15 protein-coding genes and 1 pseudogene are annotated in these 23,521 nt (G+C 66.0%); 7 read left to right on the top strand and 9 right to left on the bottom strand.

Annotation, left to right across the window (positions count from 1 at the left end; translation table 11 throughout):
- Positions 1–45: 45 nt before the first annotated feature.
- Entirely contained in the window at positions 46–1,266 is a 1,221-nt protein-coding gene (locus ACIHAO_RS24715) for an aminotransferase class V-fold PLP-dependent enzyme (RefSeq protein ID WP_396561516.1), read from the top strand.
- 9 nt (positions 1,267–1,275) lie between these two features.
- Here ACIHAO_RS24715 and ACIHAO_RS24710 read toward each other — a convergent pair whose 3' ends face one another.
- The 3 genes from ACIHAO_RS24710 to ACIHAO_RS24700 form a co-directional block, all read right to left on the bottom strand.
- Positions 1,276–2,118, bottom strand: a complete 843-nt coding sequence (locus ACIHAO_RS24710) for a hypothetical protein (RefSeq protein ID WP_396561514.1) — start codon at positions 2,116–2,118, stop codon at positions 1,276–1,278.
- 275 nt (positions 2,119–2,393) lie between these two features.
- The gene (locus ACIHAO_RS24705; RefSeq protein WP_396561512.1) at positions 2,394–3,731 is read right to left on the bottom strand and encodes a carboxylesterase/lipase family protein; all 1,338 of its coding nucleotides are present in this window, start codon (positions 3,729–3,731) and stop codon (positions 2,394–2,396) included.
- Positions 3,732–3,756: 25 nt separating this feature from the next.
- The gene (locus tag ACIHAO_RS24700; RefSeq protein ID WP_396561510.1) at positions 3,757–4,662 is read right to left on the bottom strand and encodes an MBL fold metallo-hydrolase; all 906 of its coding nucleotides are present in this window, start codon (positions 4,660–4,662) and stop codon (positions 3,757–3,759) included.
- 128 nt (positions 4,663–4,790) lie between these two features.
- On the opposite strand from ACIHAO_RS24700, the gene ACIHAO_RS24695 reads away from it, so the two are divergent.
- Together ACIHAO_RS24695 and ACIHAO_RS24690 are read left to right on the top strand one after the other, a co-directional pair.
- On the top strand, positions 4,791–5,693 hold the full coding sequence (locus ACIHAO_RS24695) for a helix-turn-helix transcriptional regulator (RefSeq protein ID WP_396561508.1): 903 nt from the start codon (positions 4,791–4,793) through the stop codon (positions 5,691–5,693).
- Positions 5,693–5,989, top strand: a complete 297-nt coding sequence (locus tag ACIHAO_RS24690; RefSeq protein WP_396561506.1) for an ankyrin repeat domain-containing protein — start codon at positions 5,693–5,695, stop codon at positions 5,987–5,989. The genes ACIHAO_RS24695 and ACIHAO_RS24690 overlap by 1 nt, the downstream gene beginning before the upstream one ends.
- 462 nt (positions 5,990–6,451) lie before the next feature.
- Here ACIHAO_RS24690 and ACIHAO_RS24685 read toward each other — a convergent pair whose 3' ends face one another.
- The 3 genes from ACIHAO_RS24685 to ACIHAO_RS24675 form a co-directional block, all read right to left on the bottom strand.
- Positions 6,452–7,606: an IS110 family transposase gene (locus ACIHAO_RS24685; RefSeq protein ID WP_396561504.1), complete on the bottom strand. Its 1,155-nt coding sequence runs from the start codon at positions 7,604–7,606 to the stop codon at positions 6,452–6,454.
- Positions 7,607–7,957: 351 nt separating this feature from the next.
- On the bottom strand, positions 7,958–10,798 hold the full coding sequence (locus tag ACIHAO_RS24680; RefSeq protein WP_396561502.1) for an ATP-binding protein: 2,841 nt from the start codon (positions 10,796–10,798) through the stop codon (positions 7,958–7,960).
- Positions 10,799–11,482: 684 nt separating this feature from the next.
- The gene (locus ACIHAO_RS24675) at positions 11,483–13,537 is read right to left on the bottom strand and encodes a tetratricopeptide repeat protein (RefSeq protein ID WP_396561500.1); all 2,055 of its coding nucleotides are present in this window, start codon (positions 13,535–13,537) and stop codon (positions 11,483–11,485) included.
- Here ACIHAO_RS24675 and ACIHAO_RS24670 point away from each other — a divergent pair.
- The 3 genes and pseudogenes from ACIHAO_RS24670 to ACIHAO_RS24660 all read left to right on the top strand — a co-directional run.
- Positions 13,530–13,982 carry a hypothetical protein gene (locus ACIHAO_RS24670; protein WP_396561498.1) on the top strand — a complete coding sequence of 151 codons (453 nt, stop codon included), beginning with the start codon at positions 13,530–13,532 and terminating at the stop codon, positions 13,980–13,982. The two genes, ACIHAO_RS24675 and ACIHAO_RS24670, sit on opposite strands and share 8 nt — an antisense overlap.
- A 166-nt stretch (positions 13,983–14,148) precedes the next feature.
- A complete protein-coding gene (gene vanA, locus ACIHAO_RS24665; RefSeq protein WP_396561496.1) occupies positions 14,149–15,183 on the top strand; it encodes a D-alanine--(R)-lactate ligase in 1,035 nt (344 codons plus the stop codon).
- A 2-nt stretch (positions 15,184–15,185) separates the two neighbouring features.
- A pseudogene (locus tag ACIHAO_RS24660) lies at positions 15,186–15,375 on the top strand (D-Ala-D-Ala dipeptidase VanX); the annotation flags it as partial.
- A 324-nt stretch (positions 15,376–15,699) separates the two neighbouring features.
- On the opposite strand, the gene ACIHAO_RS24655 reads toward ACIHAO_RS24660, so the two are convergent.
- Complete coding sequence (locus tag ACIHAO_RS24655; RefSeq protein ID WP_396561494.1) at positions 15,700–16,290, bottom strand: dihydrofolate reductase family protein; 591 nt, start codon at positions 16,288–16,290, stop codon at positions 15,700–15,702.
- Between the two features lie 631 nt (positions 16,291–16,921).
- Between ACIHAO_RS24655 and ACIHAO_RS24650 the strand changes: the two genes are divergently transcribed.
- A complete protein-coding gene (locus ACIHAO_RS24650) occupies positions 16,922–17,584 on the top strand; it encodes an RICIN domain-containing protein (RefSeq protein ID WP_396561492.1) in 663 nt (220 codons plus the stop codon).
- Positions 17,585–17,908: 324 nt separating this feature from the next.
- Here ACIHAO_RS24650 and ACIHAO_RS24645 read toward each other — a convergent pair whose 3' ends face one another.
- On the bottom strand, positions 17,909–19,468 hold the full coding sequence (locus tag ACIHAO_RS24645) for a hypothetical protein (RefSeq protein ID WP_396561490.1): 1,560 nt from the start codon (positions 19,466–19,468) through the stop codon (positions 17,909–17,911).
- A gap of 35 nt (positions 19,469–19,503) precedes the next feature.
- Complete coding sequence (locus ACIHAO_RS24640) at positions 19,504–23,466, bottom strand: NACHT domain-containing protein (protein ID WP_396561488.1); 3,963 nt, start codon at positions 23,464–23,466, stop codon at positions 19,504–19,506.
- Positions 23,467–23,521 lie beyond the last annotated feature (55 nt).

Genomic DNA, 23,521 nt, shown 5'->3' with positions numbered 1-23,521 from the left:
ACCATCAGGTGCGAACAGTGGTCCGGTCGGCGGAGGAGCTTCGGGATGAGTGGGAACACACTGGGCGTGCTGGGTTCTGACGTCAAAGTGGGGTTGGCCGACGGGACGAAGATCGCCTACGCCAACCTGGACTACGCGGCGAGCGCGCCGTGCCTGCGCGAAGTGGCCGACGTGGTGGGGGAGCTGCTTCCGCTCTACGCGAGCGTGCACCGCGGTGCCGGTGCGCTTTCCCAGCTGTGCACGGAAAAGTACGAGGCCGCCCGCGAGTCCGTCACCAAGTTCCTCGGCTGCCGCCCCGACGACGCGGTGGTGTTCACCCGCAACACCACCGACGCACTGAACCTGCTCGCGCACGTCGTTCCGGCGGACACCGTCGTCCTCACGTTCGAAGGCGAACACCACGCGAACCTCTTACCCTGGTACGAAGTCGTCCGGCTCCCGGCGCCTTCGTCGCCAGGTGAAGCGGTTTCCGCCGCAACGAACGCGCTTGCGACGCAGCACGAGGGACCGGCGCTGCTGGCCGTCACCGGAGCGTCCAATGTGACCGGTGAGGTCTGGCCGCTGGCCGAACTCGCCGCCACCGCCCACCGCTTCGGCGCCCGCATCGCGGTGGACGCCGCGCAACTCGCGCCACACCGGCGCATCGACATCGCCGCGCTCGACCTCGACTATGTGGCTTTCTCCGGCCACAAGCTGTACGCCCCGTTCGGCACCGGCGTACTCGCCGGCCGCGCCGACTGGCTCGACCGCGCACGGCCGTACCTCGCGGGCGGCGGTGCCACCGCGCACGTCGGTGACGCGCCCGGCGACGTCCGCTGGGCGTCCGGTGCCGCGCGCCACGAGGCGGGCTCCCCGAACGTCATCGGCGCGGTGGCCCTCGCCGCCGCGTGCGATGCCCTCGCGGCGGCCGACCTGGACACGGTCCGAGCCGAGGAGGACGCCCTCATGACCCGGCTGCACGACGGCCTGGCGGCGATCCCCGGCGTGCGGATACTGGGCGCAGGCGGCAGCTGGCCGGACAGGCTGGGCATCGTCTCCTTCACCGTCGACGGCGTCGAGACGCGCACGGTGTCCACCCGCCTGGCCGCGGAATTCGGCATCGGCGTGCGCGACGGCCTCTTCTGCGCCCACCTCTTCACCCGGCGGCTGCTGGACGAAGCGGGCGCGACCACGCCGACCGCTGTGCGCGCGAGTATCGGCATCGGCACGACGCCCGAACACGTCGACCGGTTGATCGCCGGAATCCGGGCCATCTCCGGGACTTGAGTCGCGAGCCTATCGCCGGAACCAGCGCCGCCGCTTCTCCGTGGGCCCGGCCGGCTGTAGTCCCAGCCTTCCGGTAAGGAAGAAGGTTCCGGTCAGGATGTTGCCGCGCGCGGGTAGTTCCTTGAGGGCGGTGGTCGCGATGGCGACGTCGAGTTCGATCGCGGCGATGGTGCGGACCCGGATCCGATGGAATGCCGCACCGGTAACGGTGTTGACGGGAGTCTCGGCCTCGATGACCTCACCGGCGAACAGCGCGTGGGCGGAGGGCGTCCAGTCGGACGCGGGCTCTCCGAACGCGAAGGTGCCGGAAGGGATGAAGTGGTCGGCGGCGAATTTCGGTCCATCGTCGCCCTGCGAGGCATCGTAGGCCTCGGCGTCGGCGTGCACGGTGACGTCTTCGGCCAGCGCGGCCAGCACCAGTGACCCAGTCTCGAGCTCCCCGCCGGAGTGGGCGAGTACCGCTCGGTCTTCCAGCTCCACCGCGATGGGACAGACCAACTCGCCGTCGACACCGTCGAGGAGTTCGAGCGTCGCGGTCTCGTCGTCGACGAGGCGAACGCCGCGTACCGGCACCGCGGGCGTCGTGCCGGCCAGACACGGCAAGAGGTACTCGATCCCGCGGCCGCGGACCTGTGCGACCAGCCGGGCACCCGAAGCATCAGTCCAAACATGTTCACTGAGCTTCGCGGTGATCTGCCGGGCTTCGCCCATACCGACAAGGGAAATGACCTTCTCCCCGAACTCGTTCTGGTCGGTGAAGCCGATCCCGATCGCCTCGAAGTGGCTCGACACGCGCATTCCCCCTGGTTCGGTCGTCCGCTGGAGACTACTGGCCAGGCCGGACAAGGTCATCCAGGTTTATTTGAGGGGTTAGGCAAACGTGGCGTGTCTCGGGTGAGGCGGTGGCTGGGTGACGCGGCACCGTACTCGCGTGCTCAGACCCGGATCTCGCGTGTCACGACCAGCCGCCGAGGCCACAGCCGCCCCACCGTCACCAGGGACCACATCCGACGGTAGCGAAAGCCTCCTTCCCTACCGTCAGAGTAGGCAAAGAGGCCCTCACTACCAGGAGAACGCGTACGCAGAAGCGACACCGGCCCCACGCCATGACACGTTTGCCTTACCCCTCAATACCCGAGGTACTGGCTGAACCGCCGCCACGGGTCGTACGCGGCCCAGCCCGGGTCCCCGGTGACGGCGAACGCGACCCAGGCGCCGTGCATCCGGGCCGCGAGGCCGTCCGGGGCGGGGCCGGGACCGAGCAGGCCTGTGTCGCCGTGCAACCAAGGCTTGTCGGCGATGTCGAAGACGAAAGGCAGCTCGACGGTGTGGGCGGCACCGAGCCGTCCGTTCAGGGCCGTCGAGCGATATCCGAACGAGTAAACGTGTGTGCGACCATCCGAAATTTGCGCGTGGGCTTGCGCCATGCGGGCCGTACCGGCGCCGAACAGAGCCTCCCCGAGCACATCGGCCTCCGTGGAAGACTCCCCATTTCCTTGCGGCGCAAGGTAAAGGTTCCCCTCTTCGGTGTTGGTGCCGATCAGCAGGTCCACGTCGCGGGCCGGGCCATCCGCGAGACCGTCGACGGGCTGGACCGCGAGGACCAGGCTGAACGGGCTGAGGCCTGCCAACGGATCTGTGGCGGTGCTGGTGCGCAGGTCGAGTCCGGCCAGCGCGGGCAAGACCTTGACGAAGCGCTCGTCCGGGATCGCGGAGAAGGCGTCGGCGGTCGGTTCGACGCCCAGCGTGGCGGCCGCCGTGGTGGTGACCCGTCGCGCCTGTTCCGGGGTGAAGGCGCCGGTGCCGCTGCCGCTCTGGATGATCGCCCGCCGGAACAGCCCTTTGGCCTCCGGCGTCGCGAGTAGCCCTCCGACGAGGGTGGCGCCCGCGGACTGGCCGAAGACCGTGACGTTGTCCGGGTCGCCGCCGAACGCCGCGATCGTGGCGCGTACCCAGCCGAGCGCGGCGAGCACGTCGAGCAGTCCGCGGTTGGGCGGCGCGCCATCCAGGTCGAGGAAACCGGGGATGCCGAGGCGGTAGTTCACCGTCACGAGGACGATGCCGTCGCGGGCGAACGCGCTGCCGTCGTAGAGCGCGGCGCGGTTCGAGCCGGTGACGAATCCGCCGCCGTGCACGAAGACCAGGACGGGCCGCCTGCCACTGTCTGCGGCGGGCGTGCGGACGTCGACGGTCAGGTACTCCTCGCCCCGGACCCAGCCCGGTCCGAAGTAGGGGGTCATGTCGAGCTCGCCGAAGTCGCGGATCGGTTGGGGAGCCGTCGGCGAAGGCCGGGTGCCGTCGCGGACGCCGGACCAGCCCGGATGCGGTGCGGGCGAGGCGAAACGGCGGGCACCGATCGGTGCCGCCGCGTAGGGGATGGCACGGTAGAACTCGCCGGAGTCGTCGCGGACGCCGCGCACGGCGCCCGCCGGGGTTTCGACGACCGGGTCTGCGTACTGGGTCACGGGAAACGCTTCCTTTCCTGGAATGTCAGGAGATGCGGGAGAAGCCCGCCCACTCCTTGATCGCGAACTTCGACCCGTCGCGTTCGACCTCCGCGGCACCCTGGCCGGCGAAGTGCGCGGGGAAGACGAGCGCGTTGGTCTCGGCGGCGTGGCCGAGCAGCTTGTGCCGGGTGGCCCGGGACTCGGCCGGGTCCTCGCAGAAGCAGGAATTGGTCTCCGGCTCCACGATCTGCAGCGCGGTGTGCACCAGATCCCCGACGAACAGGGCCCGGTCGCCGCCGGACTCCAGTGCGAGCACGGACGAGCCGGGGGTGTGCCCGGGAGCGAGATCGAGGCGCAGGTTCTTGTCGATCCGGTACGACCCGTCCCACAGGTGCGTCAGCCCCGCCTCGTGGACCGGCGTGACGCTGTCCTCGAAGACGTTCTGGTTGCCGCGGCCGAGCACCGTCTCGTGCTCGTTGGCCGGGTCCCAGAACTCGAAGTCCCGCCGCGTCATCAGGTACGTCGCGTTCGGGAAGGTCGGCACCCAGGCACGGCCGTCGAGCCGGGTGTTCCAGCCGACGTGGTCGATGTGCAAGTGTGTGTTGACCACGATGTCGACGTCCTCGGGGCGCACTCCGGCGGCGGCGAGGTTGTCGAGATAGCCGGTGTCCCTGCGGCTCCACACCTGCGCGTAGGGCCGGTCCTTGTGGTTGCCGACGCCGGTGTCGACGAGGATCGTGCGCCCTTCGCTGCGCAACAGCCACGACTGGATCGCCGAGTGGCACTCGCCGGTCTCCGGGTTCCAGAAATCGGGTGCCAGCCAGCCGCGGTGCTCGTCCCATGAGCCGTCGGGGCTGTCCGGGAAGAACTGGCCCGGACTCAGCTCGACCGAGCCGTAGAACTCCTTGACGCGGGTGACGGTGACGTCGCCCAGGGTGATCTGATCCATGTGGTCCGTCCCTCGGTTCGGTGACTGAGACCGAGCCTGGACACGGGGGCGCGCACGAACCAGTCCCGCGTTGTCCTACCCCTCACAGGGGGTGGCCGGGATCGGGCCGTGCGCCGGATACTGGGGGTATGGACGGACCCGGCCCACTCGGCGACTTCTTGCAGGCCAGACGTGCGCTGCTACGACCGGACGACGTCGGCCTGCGCGACCTCGGGCCGCGACGGCGGGTGGCCGGGCTCCGACGCGAGGAACTGGCCCAGCTGGCGGGCGTCAGCGTCTCGTACTACACGAGGTTGGAGCAGGGGCTGTCCCGCGGAGCCTCGGCCGAAGTCCTCGAGGCGATCGCCCGCGCCCTGCTGCTCGACGACCACGAACGCGAGCATCTCAACCGCCTCGCCGATGCCGCCCGCCGCACTCCCCGCCCGCGCCGCCCCCGGCCCGAGAAGCTCGCCGACGAGACGCGGGACCTCCTGCGCGCCGTGGACGGCGTCCCGGCGCTGGTGCTCGGCCGGCGGACGGACGTACTGGCGTGGAACACCCTCGGACACGCCCTGCTGGCAGGCCACCTGGACTTCCACAGCCCGGACAACCCGGCGGAGCGGCCGAACATGAGCCGGATCCTGTTCCTGGACCCGCACTGCCGGGAGCTGTACACGGACTGGAAGCGCAAGGCCCGCGCGGTGGTCGGCAACCTGCGGAGCACCGTCGGCAGGCACCCGCAGGACCCACTGCTCGCGGAACTGATCGGCGAACTGACGATGAAGAGCCCGGAGTTCGTCGCACTCTGGGGCGACCACCGCGTGGCACCCTGCGACGCCGCGTCCTACGACCTGCACCATCCCGTCGTCGGCACGGTGACCATCACGCAGCAGACATTGTCGATCGCCCGCTCGCCGGACCAGATGCTGATCGTCTGCACGACCCCCGCCGGATCCCCCTCCGAAGAGGCTCTCGCGCTGCTACGACAGGCGAGCGAACGTCGGGAGTCCTATGTGGACACCTCGCTGAGCGCGAAGGCGGGCTTATCTTGATGTCGATCGAATTCGGTGAAGTTCTCGACGGCGGCGCTGACATCAATGAAGAGCATGATGGGCTTACTTTGCTGCACCATGCCATTGACGTCGAGATCGACAGTCACACGCAGACAGGCGAGCCGCTGCACGTGGACGTCACGGCTTATTTGCTGGCGCGAGGAGCGGACCCGAAGCGTCCTTCTGAAGGCGGATGTGGCGTTACTGCCGAGCAGATGGCCTTCGCAAGCCGTCATTGGCTGGCGTCGGCTCTCTTTGAGGGATGGGCCAAGGCTGCCGCGCCGCGGTGCTCGTAGACTTCGGGGCCGTTCTGCGGCAACTGACCTATCCGTGCCGCGCGCCCGGCGACCGCATTGGTGAAATACGCGGTCAGACTGTGTGCCCTCGGCAGGATTCGAACCTGCGACACCTGCCTCCGGAGGGCCGTTAAGTTCCTTAACTATGGCCTCTACCAGCGACTATAGCATCACTCGGATTCACTGAAACCTCAGAAATCCCCCTAGATGACGCGTGTTCATGTCACGAACCATGTCATGGAATCTGGGCTGAGCAGGGTATGAGAACCGCTCAAGTGGGGGAGGCGTTATGGGCTCTGCTGGGCAGCCGGAGGCCCCGGTTTTCGCGGTTGGGGCCTCGATGTCGCGTCGGGAGGTTGGAGCCTTGTGATTGGACAGGGGGATGCGTGTCCGCGACCATTAGGGCGGGCCCCTCGTCTGGTGGCGCCCATCGATCACGCACTCTCATGGCTCCCCTCTGTGTCAAGCGGACGAGGAAGTCACTGTCCTATCCTTGTGCTTGGCGGGTTCGGGAAGTGACTGTTCCGAAGTGCTGGCCACGGGGTTCAGGGCAGCCGCGCTGGAGTCAGGAGTCGCCCCCGAATGTCCTCCTGGGCCTGCCGCTGCGCGCTCTGTGTCGGCGACCATTCTGCGGTAGACGGTGTCTGACAGGCGGCGTTTCAGGCACCGTACCGCTTCCATGCTCGTCTTGCCGTCGGCCAGTCTGCGCTGGTAGTAGGCGCGGCCGGAGGTGTCGTGACGGAGCTGGACGATGGCCATTACGTGCAGCACCCGGTTGATCCTGCGGTTTCCCGCCCGTGACAGCCGGTGTCGACGGCGATCACCGGACGATGCTTCCAACGGCGCTGTGCCGTTCCAGGACGCGAACCGCCCCTTGTCTGCAAACCGGCTGATATCACCAATGTCACCGAGCAGGCGGGCAGCGCTGGATGGGCCGATCCCGAACAGTTCCAGCAGTGTGCTGCCGGTGGACGTGACCAGCTCACCCAGTTCGGCGTCTGCCATCTTGATCCGCTTGTCGATCCGACCGAGCTCGGTGACCAGGTCCGCGGCCAGCCGTCGGCGGGTCCTGCCCACTACATCACGCGGCCGCATCGAGGACAGCAGGGCGCGGGCCTGGGTGAGGGACAGGAACTTCTTCGCCCCGCCGGGAAGCAGTTCCAGCAGCAGACGGTGCAACCGGTTGACGACCTGAGTGCGAGCGTGGCCCAGTTCGTCACGATGATCGACCAGCAAGCGCAGCGCTACCGTCGCGTCATCAACCTGAACGTGCCGTAAATCCTTGGTGTGTAAGGCGACCACGGCCACCGAGTGCGCGTCGACCGGGTCGGTCTTACGGCCCTGGCCGGTGGCGAACACCCGCACCCGCGCCGAAAGTTTCGCTGGCACATCGATCACGGCCTCGCCGTCGGCGACCAGGCGCTGGGCGAGATGGCGGCCGATGCCCTGACAGCCTTCGACCGCCCACATCCGTTGCGGATGCCGGCGACCGGTGGCCAGCATGCGGTGATAGCCGTCCTGATCGGTGCCGAACCGGCCGGTGTGCAGCACGGTCTCGCGTTCGTCGATGATCTCGATGGTGGCGGACCGCTTGTGAGGGTCCACTCCGATGATCATTGGTGCCACGCTGTTCTCCTCGCCGTTCCTGGACTGGTATCAGGCGAGGTGGGCAGCGCTACTTCGAGCTGAGCAGACCCCTCTTGAGCCACACCCCGCCACGGTGCTCGACGGGGGCACGCCATGAGTGAGCCACACCCGACAACATGGTGGGCAGCCGATGAGAGAGCCACCCCTCGAACACCTCGACCAAGCCTGGCCCGGCATCAGTCGTACCGCCATTCAACAAGTAGCCGATGAGAGGACGTTGGCGGAGCTTGTACTCCGGTTCCGGGGGCGATCGAAGCACCGGTGGTTTGGCCTGAGTCGGGACTTGGTTCGCGCGGGCCTGATGTATCTCGGCTCTCGCCGTCACTCTCGTTGGTTCTTGATATGGTTGACCAGCGAGGAGGGTTTAGCGTCGGTCAGCAGTTTTTTCGCGCGTTGCTCCAAGGAGCGGGCCTCTTCGGTGAAGCCTGCATCGGACAAGGCGGCCCTGTGGCGTATCAAGACGTTCAGTTCCCCGTCGGGAACCGCGCTTACTTCGTATGCCCTTGCCGCAACCGCGAAGGCATGGGCACCAAGCTCCGTCCTGCCTAGTTTGTAGGCGAGTTCTCCCACAGATGCCACCGCCGAGCCGATGGTTCTGCCGCTAGTGCGGCTATCGACTCGCTGTAGTGCGTGGATGAGGCAGTGTGCCGCATACGAGGCGTTCTCGATGCCGAGGCTCAAGAGATTGTTCGCGATGCCGACGAGAGCGAGCGCGGCTCCTTCCGCATCTCCCAACGACTCGCACAGCTTGAAATCGGTGTGGTGATGTCGGCATGCTTCGCCTTGACGACCTTGCATGTACAGGACGAGCGCGAGGTCGTTTAGCGCGGCACCTTCGGCGATGGGAATGCCGCATGATGCAAATGCCTCTGCCGAAGCAGCCAGCGAGGCTTCAGCGTCGTCGAGTTGATTGTTTGCTTTCTGAGCGAGGCCTAGAGAGTGCAGGGACTGGGCGATTTCCGCGGTGTCACCGTGACTGCGGGCGAGTTTGAGATCTTGCACTAGGTAGGGAATCGCTTCAGATGGGCGGCCCATCTCCGTGAGAGTGAGGCCGATGTCGTGTGCGGCGGCCCTGGCGTTGTATTGGTTGTGGTGTCCTTGGGAGTGCCAGCTGCGGTGAACTTCGAGGAAGAGCTCGAGGGCTTCGTCGTATCGGCCTTGCAGGCGCAAGCTGGATGCGCTTGCTTGCTGTATCAACGTTTTCTGGAACAGTGGCGCGTTGTCGGGCACGGTAGGCATCATGCTCTTCGCGGCGTAGAGGCTGGCTGCGCGGCGGTCGTGCCGCGCGGTCGCGCTCTCGGCGACAAATGTGGTGAACATTGACTCGGCCATAGCTGCTTCTGCGGCGTCGAGGACCTCCTTCTTCCGTGCCCTCTCGGTGATGTCGAGTCCGAGTCGCGCGAACTCGTCGAGCCGCCTCCAATCGGACTGGGCAGTTGCGTAGAAGCAGAGATCGCGGCAGAGGCCGACGGCTGTGCCGTGTGCCCCGAGCTGATCCACTTCGTGCAACACAGCCACGACATTGAGAATGTTCGCGGCGAACCAGCGGCGGACCTCGCTGGGGTCCACATCGGTTGACAGGACGTCTCTACCAGCACGCAGCAGTGCGAGCGATCGTTGGGCGTGGCTGACGAGGTGCCGGCGGAGGCGGAGACTCGCGGCCGGTGACTGGTAGGCATCCAGGCCCCGGTACATGATCTCTTTGCCGAAAAGACGGACCAAGTCGTGCAGCCGGAACCGGCCCTGGGCGTCCGTCGGCTCGGCAAGGCAGCGTTCGACGAGCCTGATCATGAACAGCTCGGCATCATCATCCTCGTCGGCAGCAACGGCCACACCGGCAAGTTCGCACCCGAGTGAGGGTCCTGGAATAAGGCAAACCTCACTGAATGCTGTCTGTTCCTCGGGCGTTAGCAGGTCGTAGGAGAGTTGGAGGCTGGCTCGTACCTCGACGTCGCCAGCGCGCAGCCGGTCGAGCCTCCGTCGCTCGTCCTTGAGCTTGGCGGCGAGGCGCATGAGAGACCACGAGCTGGGCTCTGCCATCGCGCCGCTAGAGACGACGGCCAGCGCGAGTGGCAGACAGCCACAAAGGGCGGCGAGCTCATCGAGCGCGTCAGGTTCTGCGGTTGGACGTTCGTCTGTGATGCGGCTGCGCAGCATCTGGACGGCTTCATCGCTGGTCAGCACGCCTAGCTGGATCCGATGGACGGTGTTCAGGCCCTTTAGTTGATTGCGACTGGTGATGATCACTTTTGACTGTGACTCACCCAGCAGGAGCGGCCGCACTTGCTCCTCGTCTCTCGCGTTGTCGAGCACCAGCACGAACTTCGACCGTGAGGCCTCAGTTCGGTAGAGAGCTGCCAGTTCGCTAGTGGACCGCGCTCTGCTAAGTTCGGGTACACCCAGGCTGCCCAGTACCTGGGAGAGCGCGTCAGCCGGTGCGACCGCATCCGGATGAGTCCCACGCAGGTCGAGATAGAGTCGGCCATCCGGATAGTCGCTGGTTGTGTCCCCGGCGGCGTGCACAGCGAGCGTGGACTTGCCAATGCCCGGCTGCCCACAGATCACGACCAATGATGCTGGCCCGCTGGCGATGGCGAGTTCTTCCTCGCGACCTACGAACGAGGGGACTCCCGTCGGCAGTTCCGCCGGAACGGCGCGGTCCGCGGGTAGGTACCGCGCGATCTCGGTGGACAACCATTGGTGCACCTCTGGCTGAGAAGAGAGCCAGAGGTGCAGGTCGGCGCAGTCGAGTACACGAACGTCAGCCCAGACTCCTTCGGCCCGCTTCTCGGCCGCCCATTCGTGTTTCTTCTCCCAATGCCGCATCGTGACGAAGACGAGCGTCGTAGTACGTGTGTCCTCGAGTGCCTCAGTCCGCTTGCGGTATTCCCCGTTGGCCTTGATCCAGGGCTTGGCCGAGTTGCTCATCTCCCAGCGTGAACGCCCGTACGGCACCATCGGATGCGTACCGTGGAAAGTGATGGTGGCGTCTGTCCCATGTCGCGCGACCCCTGACCTCACCGGAAGGTCCAGTTCCGTCATCTGGTCCAGCAGCGGGAGCACTAGTTTCTGGACGGTTTCAGGCAAGGCTCGCCACGATGCGGACATCATCGCAAATTTCTTGAGATCGTCGACATCGGCCAGAGCAGCTTTCGGCACCACGGAAATCACAATGCCAGATGGGGCTGACAGCCTCAGTGGCCGGGGCTTACTCCAAGGCGGGATAGTTAGGGATGCCCGTCGCCGTCAAGTCTTCCGCGCCAGGACGACGTTCTCGACTCATCCGAGCACGGATGCCAAGGACATGCGAAGTGCTGCGAGAGGGTTGCCCGGCTGGCGTCACCTGCGTCCATCGCTCGTCGAGTAGCGATGGTGGGGTTGCTCTGCCAGAGGCCGAAGCGGTATCCGGCGACGATTGGGTGTGGGCGGCGGGTGCCTATGTCGGTGACCGAGGAGCTCCCTGATTGTCGATGTCTACCGCGAACAAGCGACCCTTCTTACGGTCGACGACCGTAAGCCCGGCGCGGTCGTCATCGACGAGTACTACACAGAAGGCTGCCGCGGCCGGACAGTCGTGCGGACTCAACCAACTTTCGCCCTGATCGCGGCCCTGTCCTCCCAAGGGCCGATTGGCGAACATTCTGTGGGAGGGCGGGCTGCGCGGTTCGGTCCCCTCGGCGCCGCGAACCGGATCGTGTGCTTTTCCGAAAGTCCGGTAGATCACCTGATCTGGCTACTCGGCGACCGAGCGTCCCCCCTGCGAGCGCTGTGGCCACTTACTCCACAGACTCATGCGCGCCCATTGGAATGGTGATGTCTTCTCAACGATCGGCCGAGCGAAGCCAGTCAGTTGTGGTCGTGCGTTTGACGTATCGGGTTTGAGCGAATTAGCTTCGTCAGGCGGTGCTCGGGCCCAAGTACTCGTTCGGCATCGGCGAGAGCTGATTGGTACATCGGGACCGCACGCCCTAGGTCGCCTGCCGCGCGGTAGGCGCAGGCGAGGTTCATCCGCGAGTTCAGTGAGTCCGGATGTTCGGGTCCCAGGATCCGTTCTCGATCAGCCAGTGTGGCCTCGTGCAGGAGGATCGAGGTTTCTAGATCACCTATCGAGTGGTATGCGCTAGCCAGGTTGTGTCGCGCGACCAGCGTATACCGATGGTCGGCTCCCAGCACCCGCTCGGCGGCCTCGAGCGTGGCCGTGAAAAGCGGTATCGCGCGTTCCAGATCGCCAATCGACCGGTAAGCGTAGGCCAGGTTGTTGCATGCGGTCACCGTGTGGGGGTGGTCGGCTCCAAGCGCTCGTAGACAGGCGGTCAGTGTTTGCTCGTACAGCGGGATCGCACGCCCCAGATCGCCGGCCGACTCGTAGGCTCCGGCGAGGTTGCTTCTAAAAGCCAGCGTGTTCTGATGGTCGGTTCCGAGCACGCGTACAGAGTCGGCCAATGTCGCCTCGTGCAGCGGGATCGCACTGCTCAGATCACCGACTGATTCGTAGACGTATGCCAGGTTGTTGCGCGAGGCCAGGGTGTTTGGGTGGTCGCGGCCGTAGAGCCGTTCAGAGCTGTTCATGGCGCGGGTGGCCAGTGCCATCGCTGCAGCAGTATCGCCCTGGCATAGAGCGTGGAGGCTGAAACGGTTGGCAAGGGCGCAATGTGATGTCGTATCGGCGTCGAGCTCGTCGGAGTGGTCGAGTAGTGCCATCGCGTGAGGCAGATTCGCCTGGAAGATGGGCCAGTCCGCAGGCGCGTCATGGTGCGCATCGGCGACGGCCTTGGCGAGGCGGTCGGCGGCTGTGGCGCGCGCGTGGGCAACATCCTCAGGCTGACGATGAGGATCGGCCCTGTCGGGAGTGCGGGTCACGGCTTGCACGAGGCGGTGCACGCGGATCGTGTCAGTATTGAGGGTGATCATGCTGTAGGCAGCTAGTCTGCCGAGCGCCTTGCGGAGCAGGGGCTCTTCGGCGAGCCCGGATAGAAGGTCGGCGGGAATGTCGTCGGGGGCATACCAGGCCAGCGTCCGCAGCAACCGGCCAGCCAGCGGTGTATCGGCGAGGTTGTCCAGTGTGAGACGCCAGATCCGGGCCACCGTGCGTTGTGTATCGCCGTTCTCGGCGATCTCGTCGTACATGGTGGCCGGATACCGGTCCAGCAAGTTCATGTATTCGAGCGGACTGGTGGATGTCTCGGCCATGTAGGCGCCAGCTTGCTCGATCGCTAGCGGCAGGCCGCCTAGCAGGCGGCACAACTCTGCTGCCTGCTCCAGGTGCGCCTGAGAATTGTGTGCTCGCAGGATCTTGGTCACCAGTTCGACCGCGTGCTCTTCGGCCAGGACGTCGAGGTTGACGGTGGTGGCGATAGCGTGCCACCCGGTGGCCTGGCGGCTGGTCATGAGCACGGTGCCGGTCCGCACGCGCTCCAGCAGTGCAGCGGTGTGTTTGGCGGAGGCTATGTTGTCCAGTATCAGCAACCAACCATCGTGAGTGGCCAGCCACCGTGTCGCCAGCTCGCTGCGCTGCTCGGCGGGCAGGCCCGCGGTGTCGGGAACGAGTGAGATGGCCAGCTCGGCCAGGCCGGCGCTGATGGCGACAGGCGAGTCCGCAGTGATCCACCAACGGACCCCGAACTTGTGGGCGTTGAGGTGAGCGAAGTGGGCCGCCAGTGTGCTCTTGCCGACGCCACCCAGCCCATGCACAGTGACGACCGCCGCCCGCCCAGAGCCGTGCAGCACGCGCTCGAGCTGCGCCAGCTCGTCAGAACGGCCAACGAACATGGCCGTATCGCCTGGTATTCGCGATAGCTCTGGCAACGCCGCGACCGCCTCCATCGCTGGCAGCGGGGCGGCCGAATCTGCCGCATTCGATTCAAGCCAACGGATCACCGACGCACTGGCGTGGATGACCATGATCAACCTGTGGACGGCCGCTCGGTGGCGGTGGACGATCCGCGCCATTCCGATCGGACCAACACGTCAAGATTCGGGAGCGCTCCGCCCCAACGCCCAAGGCTCTGCGTCGGTCGGTGTAGTTGTCGAGCAGCTCCAGCTGACGGTGCAAATCACAGGTGTGCCCGGCAGCGCCACACCAGGTGGTGTTGCGGCCGGTTATCGGCCACCGCCACTCCAGGAATATTGCGTCGACCTCGGGCGGGCCGATGTCTCAGGTGTAATGCGCGGAGAGGCCCAGGCCGACCTTGGCGTGGTCGCGGTCAGGTTGCAGGAAAACCAGCTGGTGCTCGCGGGAGCGCAGGCCGTCGACCAGCGTGCGGCGATGGCTGCGTCCGCCGTCGGGGTGTCGAGGATTCCGGAGACAAGGAAGCCCCAGAAGCTGTATCCGATCTTCACTTCGTGATCCACCAGCCCTCCATCATCAGGCCGTCGCCGCACACTGGCCCTGGACCGGCTTGATCACCACCGCACTGGCCCGCCTGCACCCCAGCTGACCACCGATCACGCGCTCCAGGATATTGTGGAAAACAAGCTCCTTAACTGCCTGAATTTCGAAAATGGGAGGCATCATGGCTAGGTTGAAGCTCGGCATCTTGTTCGGCGGTTCGGGCGAGGAGCACCCCGTCTCCGTCAAGTCGGCGCGTGAGGTAGCCAAGAGCCTCGATACGGCCAAGTACGAACCGTTCTGGATCGGCATCACCCGCGACGGCGCGTGGAAGCTCTGCGACGGCCCGGATGGGGACTGGGAAAGCGGCGACTGCCGCCCGGTCGTGGTGTCGCCGGACCGGAGCACCCGCGGCTTGCTGGTGCTGGACGAGGGTAAGTACGACTCGATCGGCCTGGATGTCGTGCTGCCCGTGCTGCATGGCAAGTTCGGTGAAGACGGCGCGATGCAAGGCCTGCTGGAACTTTCTGGCATCCCCTATGTCGGCTGCGATATCCCGAGTTCCGCAGTGTGTATGGACAAATCGCTGACCTACACCGTGGTCAGCAACGCCGGAATCGCCACCCCGAAATTCTGGATCGTCAACTCCGACGCGGATGTCGACCCCGACCAGCTCAACTACCCCGTTTTTGTGAAGCCGGCCCGGTCCGGTTCCGCCTTCGGGGTCAGCAAGGTGTCCAGCAAGGAAGAACTGTCCGCAGCGCTGACCGCTGCCCGGGAATACGACGCGAAGGTGCTGATCGAGGAAGCCGTGGTCGGCAGCGAGGTCGGTAGCTCTATCCTGGGTAATGGTTCGGAGTTGCTGATCGGCGAGCTGGACCGGGTGGTGCTCACGCACGGATTCTTCAAGATTCACCAGGAAGCCTCGCCGGAAACCGGGTCCGAGAACTCCTCGTTCATTTGCCCCGCCGATATCTCCGACGAGTCGCGCGATCTGGTGAAGGAAACCGCGAAGGCCATTTACCGCGCGTTGGGCTGCCGCGGTCTGGCTCGGGTGGACCTGTTCGTTAAGGAAGACGGCAGTGTAGTGCTCAACGAGGTGAACACCCTGCCGGGGTTGACCTCCTACAGCCGTTACCCGCGGATGATGAAGGCCGCTGGCTTCTCGCTGACCGAGGTGATCGATCGGCTGGTGTCGTTGGCGCTGGCCGACAAGTGACCATGCACGAGAATTTCACCTTCGTTGACGAGCTGGTCACGGGAATTCGCTGGGACGCTCAGTACGCCACATAGCCGTCCACCAGCAAGCTGGTGGACGGCTATGTGGTCGGCCAACCGGATTGTCGGCACGAAAGCGCTGTGCGCGGCCCTGAACAAGGCGCAGGAACACGCTGTCGAGCTCGGTTCTGGTCGCCGGATTTCGACTCGGACTTGGCCAACCGATGTTTCGCCGCGGAGGAATACCTGGATTGCGGCTGTGCAGAGGTCGATCTTGAGTTCGAGGTGGAGCTGCGATCGGCACCGACGCTGGGGCTACCCACGCCCGTTGTGCAGGCAATCGCGCGATCACTGCGTTCGACGCTCCCCACGGCTCAACCCCCTCACGGGCATCGCGATCACTGAACGCGCAAGCTCCGCTTCGTCGCAGTCGCCAGCAAGCGTCGGTGGCCCGAGCAGTGCGGCCCTTCGGCGTAACCGCTGACGTCGGGAGCACCGAGCATCGGCAACGCGGCGGTCATGGCTGTTGTGCTTCTTGGTGGACTACGCGGTATCGCAGGTGCGTGACGTCGCGGCCTTCGAGCCGCCGGACGGGCTCCAGTTCGATGCGGCCGAGTCCGGTCGCCTCGAACAACCGCCTTCCGTCGCCGAGCAACACGGGGACGAGGTGCAGTTCGAGTTCGTCGAGCTGGCCTGCCGCCAGCAGAGCCCGCGCCGCACCCGCACCGTGGACCAGCACGGCTCGATCTCCCGCCGCTTCCCTGGCCTCGTTGGCACACGCGTTGACGTCGGTGTAGAACTTCGCGCTGCCCGGTGGCTCGTCGGCCGGATCGATGGTGTGGGTGAGCACATGGATGGGCACGCCGTCGTGGTGGTCGCCGTTCCAGCGGCCAGCCAGCTCGAACGTGCGGCGTCCGGATATCACGGCGCCGGTCGAACTGGCCTCGGCATACACCTGCCCGTTGATCCCCGCGGACATCCGGTCGTCGAGCCAGTTGAACAGCCGCCCTCCGCCGCGGCCGAGTTCCTGACCCGGCCGGTCGTCCGGCCCGGTGATGTACCCGTCGACCGACATGGACATGTACAGCCGCAGTGGTGTCCTACGCATCCTGAATACCCTTCCTCTGGCCAGTCGGCGGGGCCGTCGGTGTGACATGCGGGCCACTGGACACGTTCGATCCGTCGACCGTCCGCCGCTCTCACCCGTACGTCGATCGCGCGGCACCGGATTCGACCACAGGTCCGAGATTCCCTCCCCACAGATGGCCGGCTCTCCGGCCGCATGAAGCACGGCGACCTGCCCAGGGCTATGGCCCGATCACCGGGTGGGCTCCCCACGTCCACGTCCGCTCATGCCGCTGAGCGAACACTTGGCGGAGTCGACGATTCACGAGTGTGTCGAGACGGATGCTCGTAGTTAGAGCCACGTTGCGCGGGAGCGCGCTGTAATGTTCCTGCCGCTCACCGGCGGCACGTACGGTGTCGTCCGGGTCGACCGCGGCGAGCTGGTCAACGCGGGAGGGCGGGGCGAACGTCACCGAAGTAGGCGACCGATTCCAGCTGGAGCGGCGTTGTCCACAGACCACCGATCTGAAAGTGTCTGAGCCGGACACGATTTGGTGTAGCGAAATGACCGCCCTTCGCGATCTGTTAGCCAGGACGCGGACGTTCGTTGTCGGGTGGGGGTCGATTTGGCTAGGCGAAGTGGTCGCGCGGTGTGGCTGGTTGCCGGCGGAGTCGTGACGTGGGCGGTGATCCACTTCGGGTTGTTGAACTGGCTCGGAGACGCGCACCACCCGTGGCGCCCCATCGTGGAGGGGATGAGCTGGGTCGCTGGCATCGGTGCGCTGACCGTCGCCGTACTGGTGCTGCCGGTGTCGTCGCTGCTGGCGCAAGGTGAGTCCGATATTGCACAACGCGGTTCTCGGGCCCCGTTCAAGGGAGCGAAGATGTCGAAGGACGGTCCTTTTCTTTTGGTCAACAGAGCGTGCGGGTTCGCTCTCGACACCCCCATCGGCACTGAGCCCGGAGGTGACGTAACTGTGTGGTCACCGCACGGCCAGTCGCATCAGCTCTGGCGGCTGGAGGCGCGTGGCGAAAAAGACGAGGTGCTGATCGTGTCCGTGGCCAACGGGCTGGTTCTCGATGCCACCTTCGAGGTTTCGGGTGACATTCATCCGGTGATGTCGGAGAACACAGGGGAACCACGGCAGCGTTGGCGCTTCGAAGACAGCCCGGACGGCAACGGGTACCTCGTCCAATCCGTGCACAGCCGCCGCTACCTCACGATCGGCCACGAGGCCGTGCGGGGGTGGGGTCCGTGGTTCGAGGATCGCCATTCGCGTAGTTCACAGCAATGGATGCTGTTGCTGCCCCAAGGCCGGATGGCGGAGGCTCGGTGAGTCCTGGCATGCCTTCCTGCGCACCGGAGGGTGCGGCAAGCCTCGCCGAAGCGATGTGCCACTAGTTAATCCTAGGCCGTAGATGTCGTCGGGTGACGACTTGACGCGAACGCCCATGGCAACGCCACGGCCAACGTCCGCTCATGCCGCGAGTCGCGCCTTCGGAGAGACACGCGCAGATGCCGATGGTCGCGCGTCGGTGCACGTGGTGCATAGGGCCTGTGGTCCCTCGTTCCTCCTCGTTGGGGCGGTCTCGGACGGGTTTCGGCGCGTACCGGTCGCTCCAATATCGCCAGTTGATCTTAGATTGCTGGTAACGAGGAGTTACTTCGTGTCTTGCGCGAGGACGCGGCGTGCCTCGTCGCGGTGAGCTGGACTCCATTGCGCCAGGGCTCGGGCAGCGCGTTGCTTGATATGGGTCGGGGTGTGGGTGATTCGGATGATCTGGTGCACGGCGAACGCGCTTTCGGTCGCTGTGTCGCGGCGGAGGCAGGTCATGGTGTAGGCGGCGCGCCAGCGCGCTGTCGGCGGTTTAGTGCGGTCCAGTACGACCTGTCGCAGCGCCGCGATGGCTTCGTCGCAGTGTGGTCTGGTGAGTGAGCCGAGCACGGTTAGGGCGCGCAGGTGCTTGGCGGCGGTGGTGATTGGTGTTTTCGCGATGGCGCGGAGTGTGTCGGCGACCGCCGTCAGGTGCATGGGGTGGATTGCTACGAGCGAGTTGGCGGCCTCGATGCGCGCCGACACAGGCAGGCCGGTATCGGTCATGATCTTCTGGAGGTACGTGGTTCCCCGCTGTTCCCCGAGTCCGGCGAGTGCGGCGGCGATCTGCCATTTTGCCGCCGCCGGAGTTGTAGCGGCACCGGCGAGGTCGTCGAGGATGGCGGCCATGGTGACGCGCTCGGCTGATCGCGTCTTGGCCACGGTGACCGCCGCCAGGTGACGGGTGTACGGGGACACTAAGGGATTGCTGGCCAGTTCGCGGAGTTGGGTCGTCGCTTCGTAGGAACCCTGCCACGCCAGAGTCGTCGCAGCCCGGATTCGGTTCCAAGGGCTCACCGCTGGGTCCCGCATCATCGCCAGCAGGAGGACGTTCCCAGAGCCACCTGCACCGCCGATCGTGGTGGCGGTCATCGCCGCTTCGATGCCGCGTCCCGGGTGTTCCGTCGGATCCGAGAGGATGCGTTCCGCCAGGGTCAGCGCTCGTGTCCGGTGCCGGCCGCCTAGGCGGCCAAGCGCACGGAGTGCTCCGCCCAGTGTGGTGGCCGAAGAGCCAACGCTCTCGGCAACGTTCCCGAGAGCGTTGGCTGCTTCCTGTTTGAAGTCCGGGCCGAACCCGGACAGTAGGACATGCGCCTCGAACCGGCTGTCCAGGTCGAACTCGGGTTCGTTGATGACATCGCGCAGCGCAGCGATCTTCTCGTTGCGGAGGGCAGCGTCGGTGTAGTGGATCTGGAAGTCATACCGCCCGGTGACTCGCTCCCACACGGGCACGAGATGGTCGTTCAGGAGGTCTCGCTCGATCTCGAGCGAGGTTGTCCGCTGGGCGTAGTCGCCGCCTCTCAGCCGCCACGCGGCCTGGCTGCGGGCAGATCCGTCCGCCGTCCGGTCCTGGGCCACCGCCAGCACCAGTTCCGTCCGCGCCGCACGGTTGAGGACACCGAAATCAGCCAATCGGTCAATGACGGAAAGCCGGTCGGAGGGCTTGGTCAGTGGAGAAGTCAGCATCGCTTGCAGAACCGGAATCACCAGCTGGGCGTGGTTCTGGTCGAGCTGGATCAGATATGTCGCGGCGGTACAGCGGTCATTCGTCGGTACAGCGGGATCGGCGAGGACCTCTGAGAGAACAGCGAAGCCATCTTCGCGGTACGCGGCGTCGATCTTCATCAGTTGCCATACCGCACCCACACGACCGCGCGCGGTCACACTCGACTCTGACGCCAAGGCCCGCAGACTCCTTTCGGCGGTTCTCGGGGATCTCTACCCATTTCCGCGAGCGTGCCGGCGAGTTCGGCGCGCGTCTCGACAGGAGTCAGCTGGTCGGCCAGCGCGGCTCTCAACCCGTCGATGGCGTCGTTCAGATATTGCTCACCCTGGCGTGCCAACGTCTTCGCCGCGGCTTCCCGAATCCAGGCGGTCGCTGTCGGATCAGCGAGCACAGCCCGCAATGCGGCCAAGGCATGAGGCAAATGTCGCGAACGGCGCCGAATGAAGACGCCTGCCGCTTCCTGGCGAAAGTGAGCATCCGCATCTGGATCTGACAACATTTCACAAAGAGCACGCTCCGCGTTCTCCCAGTGTTCCCGACCGAGCACAGTCAGCGCGAGTGCTGCCGCCTGCTTCCGCTCAGGCGTGGCATCCGGTGTTATCAGAATCGCGCGCAGATCATAGGCGGCCCGGGTTCGGATTTCGATACCGAAACTCGTAAGGGATGTCGCGACCTGTTGATACAACAACCGGCTGGGTGGCGGACGATCCAGCATTGCACGTAGGCCGGCGGCAGCCTCGCCAATGTATTCTCCGCCGAGATCCGCGAGATGCCGGGCAGCGAGAGTGCGCAGCCCCCACTCACGAGTGGTGTCACGCAGAATCGAGGCCAGTGCGACCGCGCTCTCGGTCCGAGAGGCGGGCTGTAGCTGGACGAGTTTCTGGGCGGCGTTTCTTCGCGCAGCTGTGGAGGCGCCCGGATCGTGGAGGACCGTCCGCATGATCGCGATGGCCTGACCGCAAAAAGTGGTTTTGAGGCCTGCGAGTTTCGCGGCAGAAGATACCCGGTCGCCTGCATCCCCGGCCGGATCAATCGCGATCTCGTGCAGCACGGTGGACACCTCATTGTGGAACTCGGTGCCGAGCGCTACGAGTTCGTCTGCCGCCTCCAGGCGTTCGTCCGCATCGACCGTCTGGTCGGCCAGCTTTTGACGCAGCGTGGCGACAGCTTCGCCACGATAATGGGGACCGAGACTCGCCAGTTTGCCGGCCGCGCCAATGCGCTCCCACGCCATCGCCGTCGGATCCGTGGACAGGAGGGCAAGCTCTCGGGAAGCCTCCTCATGGTATTCAGCTCCCAGCCCGGCTAATGCATTCGCCGCCCACAGCTTCGTGTTGGAGTACATTCCCAGACTCGAGACGATCTGACGTAAACGCACTGCGGATTTTTCCCGATAAGCGGGGTGTGCTGTCGCCAAATCCTCGGCCACACGCCACAGCTCGTGCGCTGGGAGAAAAGGTTCGTCCAGGATCGCGTGAAGGTGACCAGCCGCTTGCCCTGCGTATTCGGGTCCGAGTTCGACCAACGCACGGGCAACCTGGCAACGTTCGAAAGCGGAGTGACTGCGGTCGGTGATCATGCCGGTCAGGAGGTCGGCGGCCTGGTCGAGGTAGATCGACCGCAGGTCACCGAGCGCTAGCGCTGCTTCGACCCGCGGGGACGTATCGAGACTGGTGTCATCGGCGATTGCGCGGAAGGTGGTAACGGCATGGGGGTGGAACTCTGCACCGATCTCGGCCAGTCCGATCGCGGCCTGTAGCTGATGCCGGGCAGAGGCTGCGGGGGCCGCGAGTGTTTCTCGCAGCATCTGAACGGCGTCGTCGTGGCAGGCGGGGTCGAGGTCCGCGAGCGCGACGGCGGCGCCGCGCAGCATGTACGGCGTCCTGCCGGGATCACCGAGCACGGCTCGCAGGCCGCGTACGGCCGCCTCACGCTGTTGCCGGCCGGCTTTGGCGAGACCTTCGGCGGCTGCCAGCCGGTCACCCAGTTCCAGCGCGACGTCGTCCATAGCTGTTCGCAGCAGCTCAGTGGCCTCGTGGACGTGGGCGCTCAGCCGGGTGCAGAGTGCGACGGCGGCCTCGATGCGGCAGTTCCATCTAGTCTCGGGATCGTGTATGAGGTCTCGGAGCCAGGCGGCGAGCCGCGGATGGTGGGTGGCGTGGGTGGCCTGGCGAAAGATCTCCGTGCCGCTGGAGATTCTCGCCCATGCCCTCGCAGTGTCGAGGAACGCGTCCAGCACCGCCGGTGTCACGGGCACGTGCTGGGACAGCAGTTCGGCCGCGATCTGCTGGAAGCCCGAGGAGTTGTCGTGCAGCCAGGAGACCAGGGCGTCGGCCTGGTCGACCCGCAGATGGGTGTAGTGCACGAGAACCATACGGACGTGCTGGGTAGACCGTCCGTGCTGTGCGGTGTGGATGGCCTGCGCCCAGTCGGGGTGCTCCGCGTCGAAGGGCACCGGTAGTTGCCGGGCTCTGGCGGTGGAGGCGAGGTGCTCGGCGAAACTGTGGTGCAGGAACTGGAGGTCGTCACCCCGAACGACCAGTGGGCCGACGTTTCGAAGCAGTGCGACCAGGTCGTTCTGCCAGGCCGCCGGACGCTGTGCGGGGGTGGTGTTGGCGAGCAGCCACGTCTGCGCTGCTGCGGTCAGGGATACGTCCGCGCGGAAGCGGGTGGTGCCCAGGTGTTCCAGTAGGGGAGACCTCAGGTCGCGAACCAACCGGGAGAACTCGCCAGTCTCGGCTGGAAGCCGACGTGCCGAGGCCAGATAGGTCAGGTACTCCTCGTAGAGGTCGTAGCGGTTGTCCGGCAGAGGCCGGTCGCCGTGCTGCTTGAAAATGATCGCGGCGATCGTCGCCAGCAGTGGCACGCGGACCAGCTCGTCCAGGTGTGCCTGCCGGATTTGGGCGAGAAACCGGCGGCTGAGGTCCTCGTTGCCGTCGAACCAGTGGTTCGCGAACCGCTTCAGGGTCTCGGCGTCGAACGGCTGCAGCTCGTAGCGGGCCGCATCACGGTGCAGCGGTGCGAGCCCGCCGCTCTCCAGCGGCCGGCTGGTCACTAGCAGGCGGTAGGGCTGCCCGGGTGATTCGGACGCCCACCCGGAGAGGCTGCGGACGAAGCGGGCGCGTACTTCCGGGTCGGCGATTTCGTCCACGGCGTCGATGAGCAGCAGCCACCGGCAGCCTGCGACGCGCTCGGCGAACACCGCAGAGCCGATGGCGACGGTCAGCATCGAGCCGTACTCCGCGGAGAGGGCGGCCGCCAGCGCCTCGGGCAGCGGCAGGTCGGTGCGACCGGCGAGTACGCGGGCCGGGATCCGTACCGGCACGACTACCTCGGTCAGCGGAGGATCACCTTCGGTCACCGTCTCGGCGGTCGTGTCCTGGCCGACCCATGTCTGAGCGATGTCCGCGGCCAGACGTTGTATCAACGTGGATTTGCCGTAGCCAGGCCCGGCGGTGACCAGCACGTGGTCGTTGGCGTCCAGAGCCTCCCGGACCGGTCGGGAGGGCGCACGCACTGCCAGCCGCGGTGCGGCCGGTCTGCCTGTCGTTCCCGGACCGGCGTCAGCCCGGCCGAACCGGTTGTCGGCGTACGGGTCGTCGGGCATCGGCGGCGCGACCTGAGTCTGCCTGGCGGGTTTGAAGTCCTCCGGCTCACTGCCCAGCTCCTGCCGCACGAACACCGTCGACAGGGACGGCGGCCGCGCGCCTGGCAACTGGTACGGCAGCTCCTCGGCCATACGCACCTGTGCCCTCAGCAACGACACCACCTCGGCCGGCAGGACCGGGAGCCGGTCCCAACCCGTGGGGGCCGAGGCCCGTAGGTTCAGCCGATCGCGTTGCCGACGCTGGACGTTCGCCTCCCACGCGTCCTGCCAGAGCCGCAGCGTCCGTTCCCGGTCCATCCCTAACGCCTCGCTGAGCAGCACGACCGTCTCCCGCTGCGGCAGGTACCTGCCGCAGCACACCTCGGAGACCTTGCTCCTGGACAACCCGATCTGGTCGCCGACCCATTGCTGGCTGACCCGCGCGGCCGCGCGTGCCCGAGCTACCTCCGTGGCGAACAGGCGTTCCTGGGGCGACAGGTCGGCCTTCGGTCTGCCGTTCGAACCAGCCACGGGCACTCCTCGACGGACGTGTTCTGCCGATGTTCCCAACAGTGTCCCTTCTCTT

Source organism: Amycolatopsis sp. NPDC052450 (assembly GCF_044547565.1).
In the GTDB taxonomy this organism is placed as follows: Bacteria; Actinomycetota; Actinomycetes; order Mycobacteriales; family Pseudonocardiaceae; genus Amycolatopsis.
The sequence above is the reverse complement of the archived record's forward strand: the minus strand, read 5'-3'. Positions and strand labels throughout refer to the sequence as shown.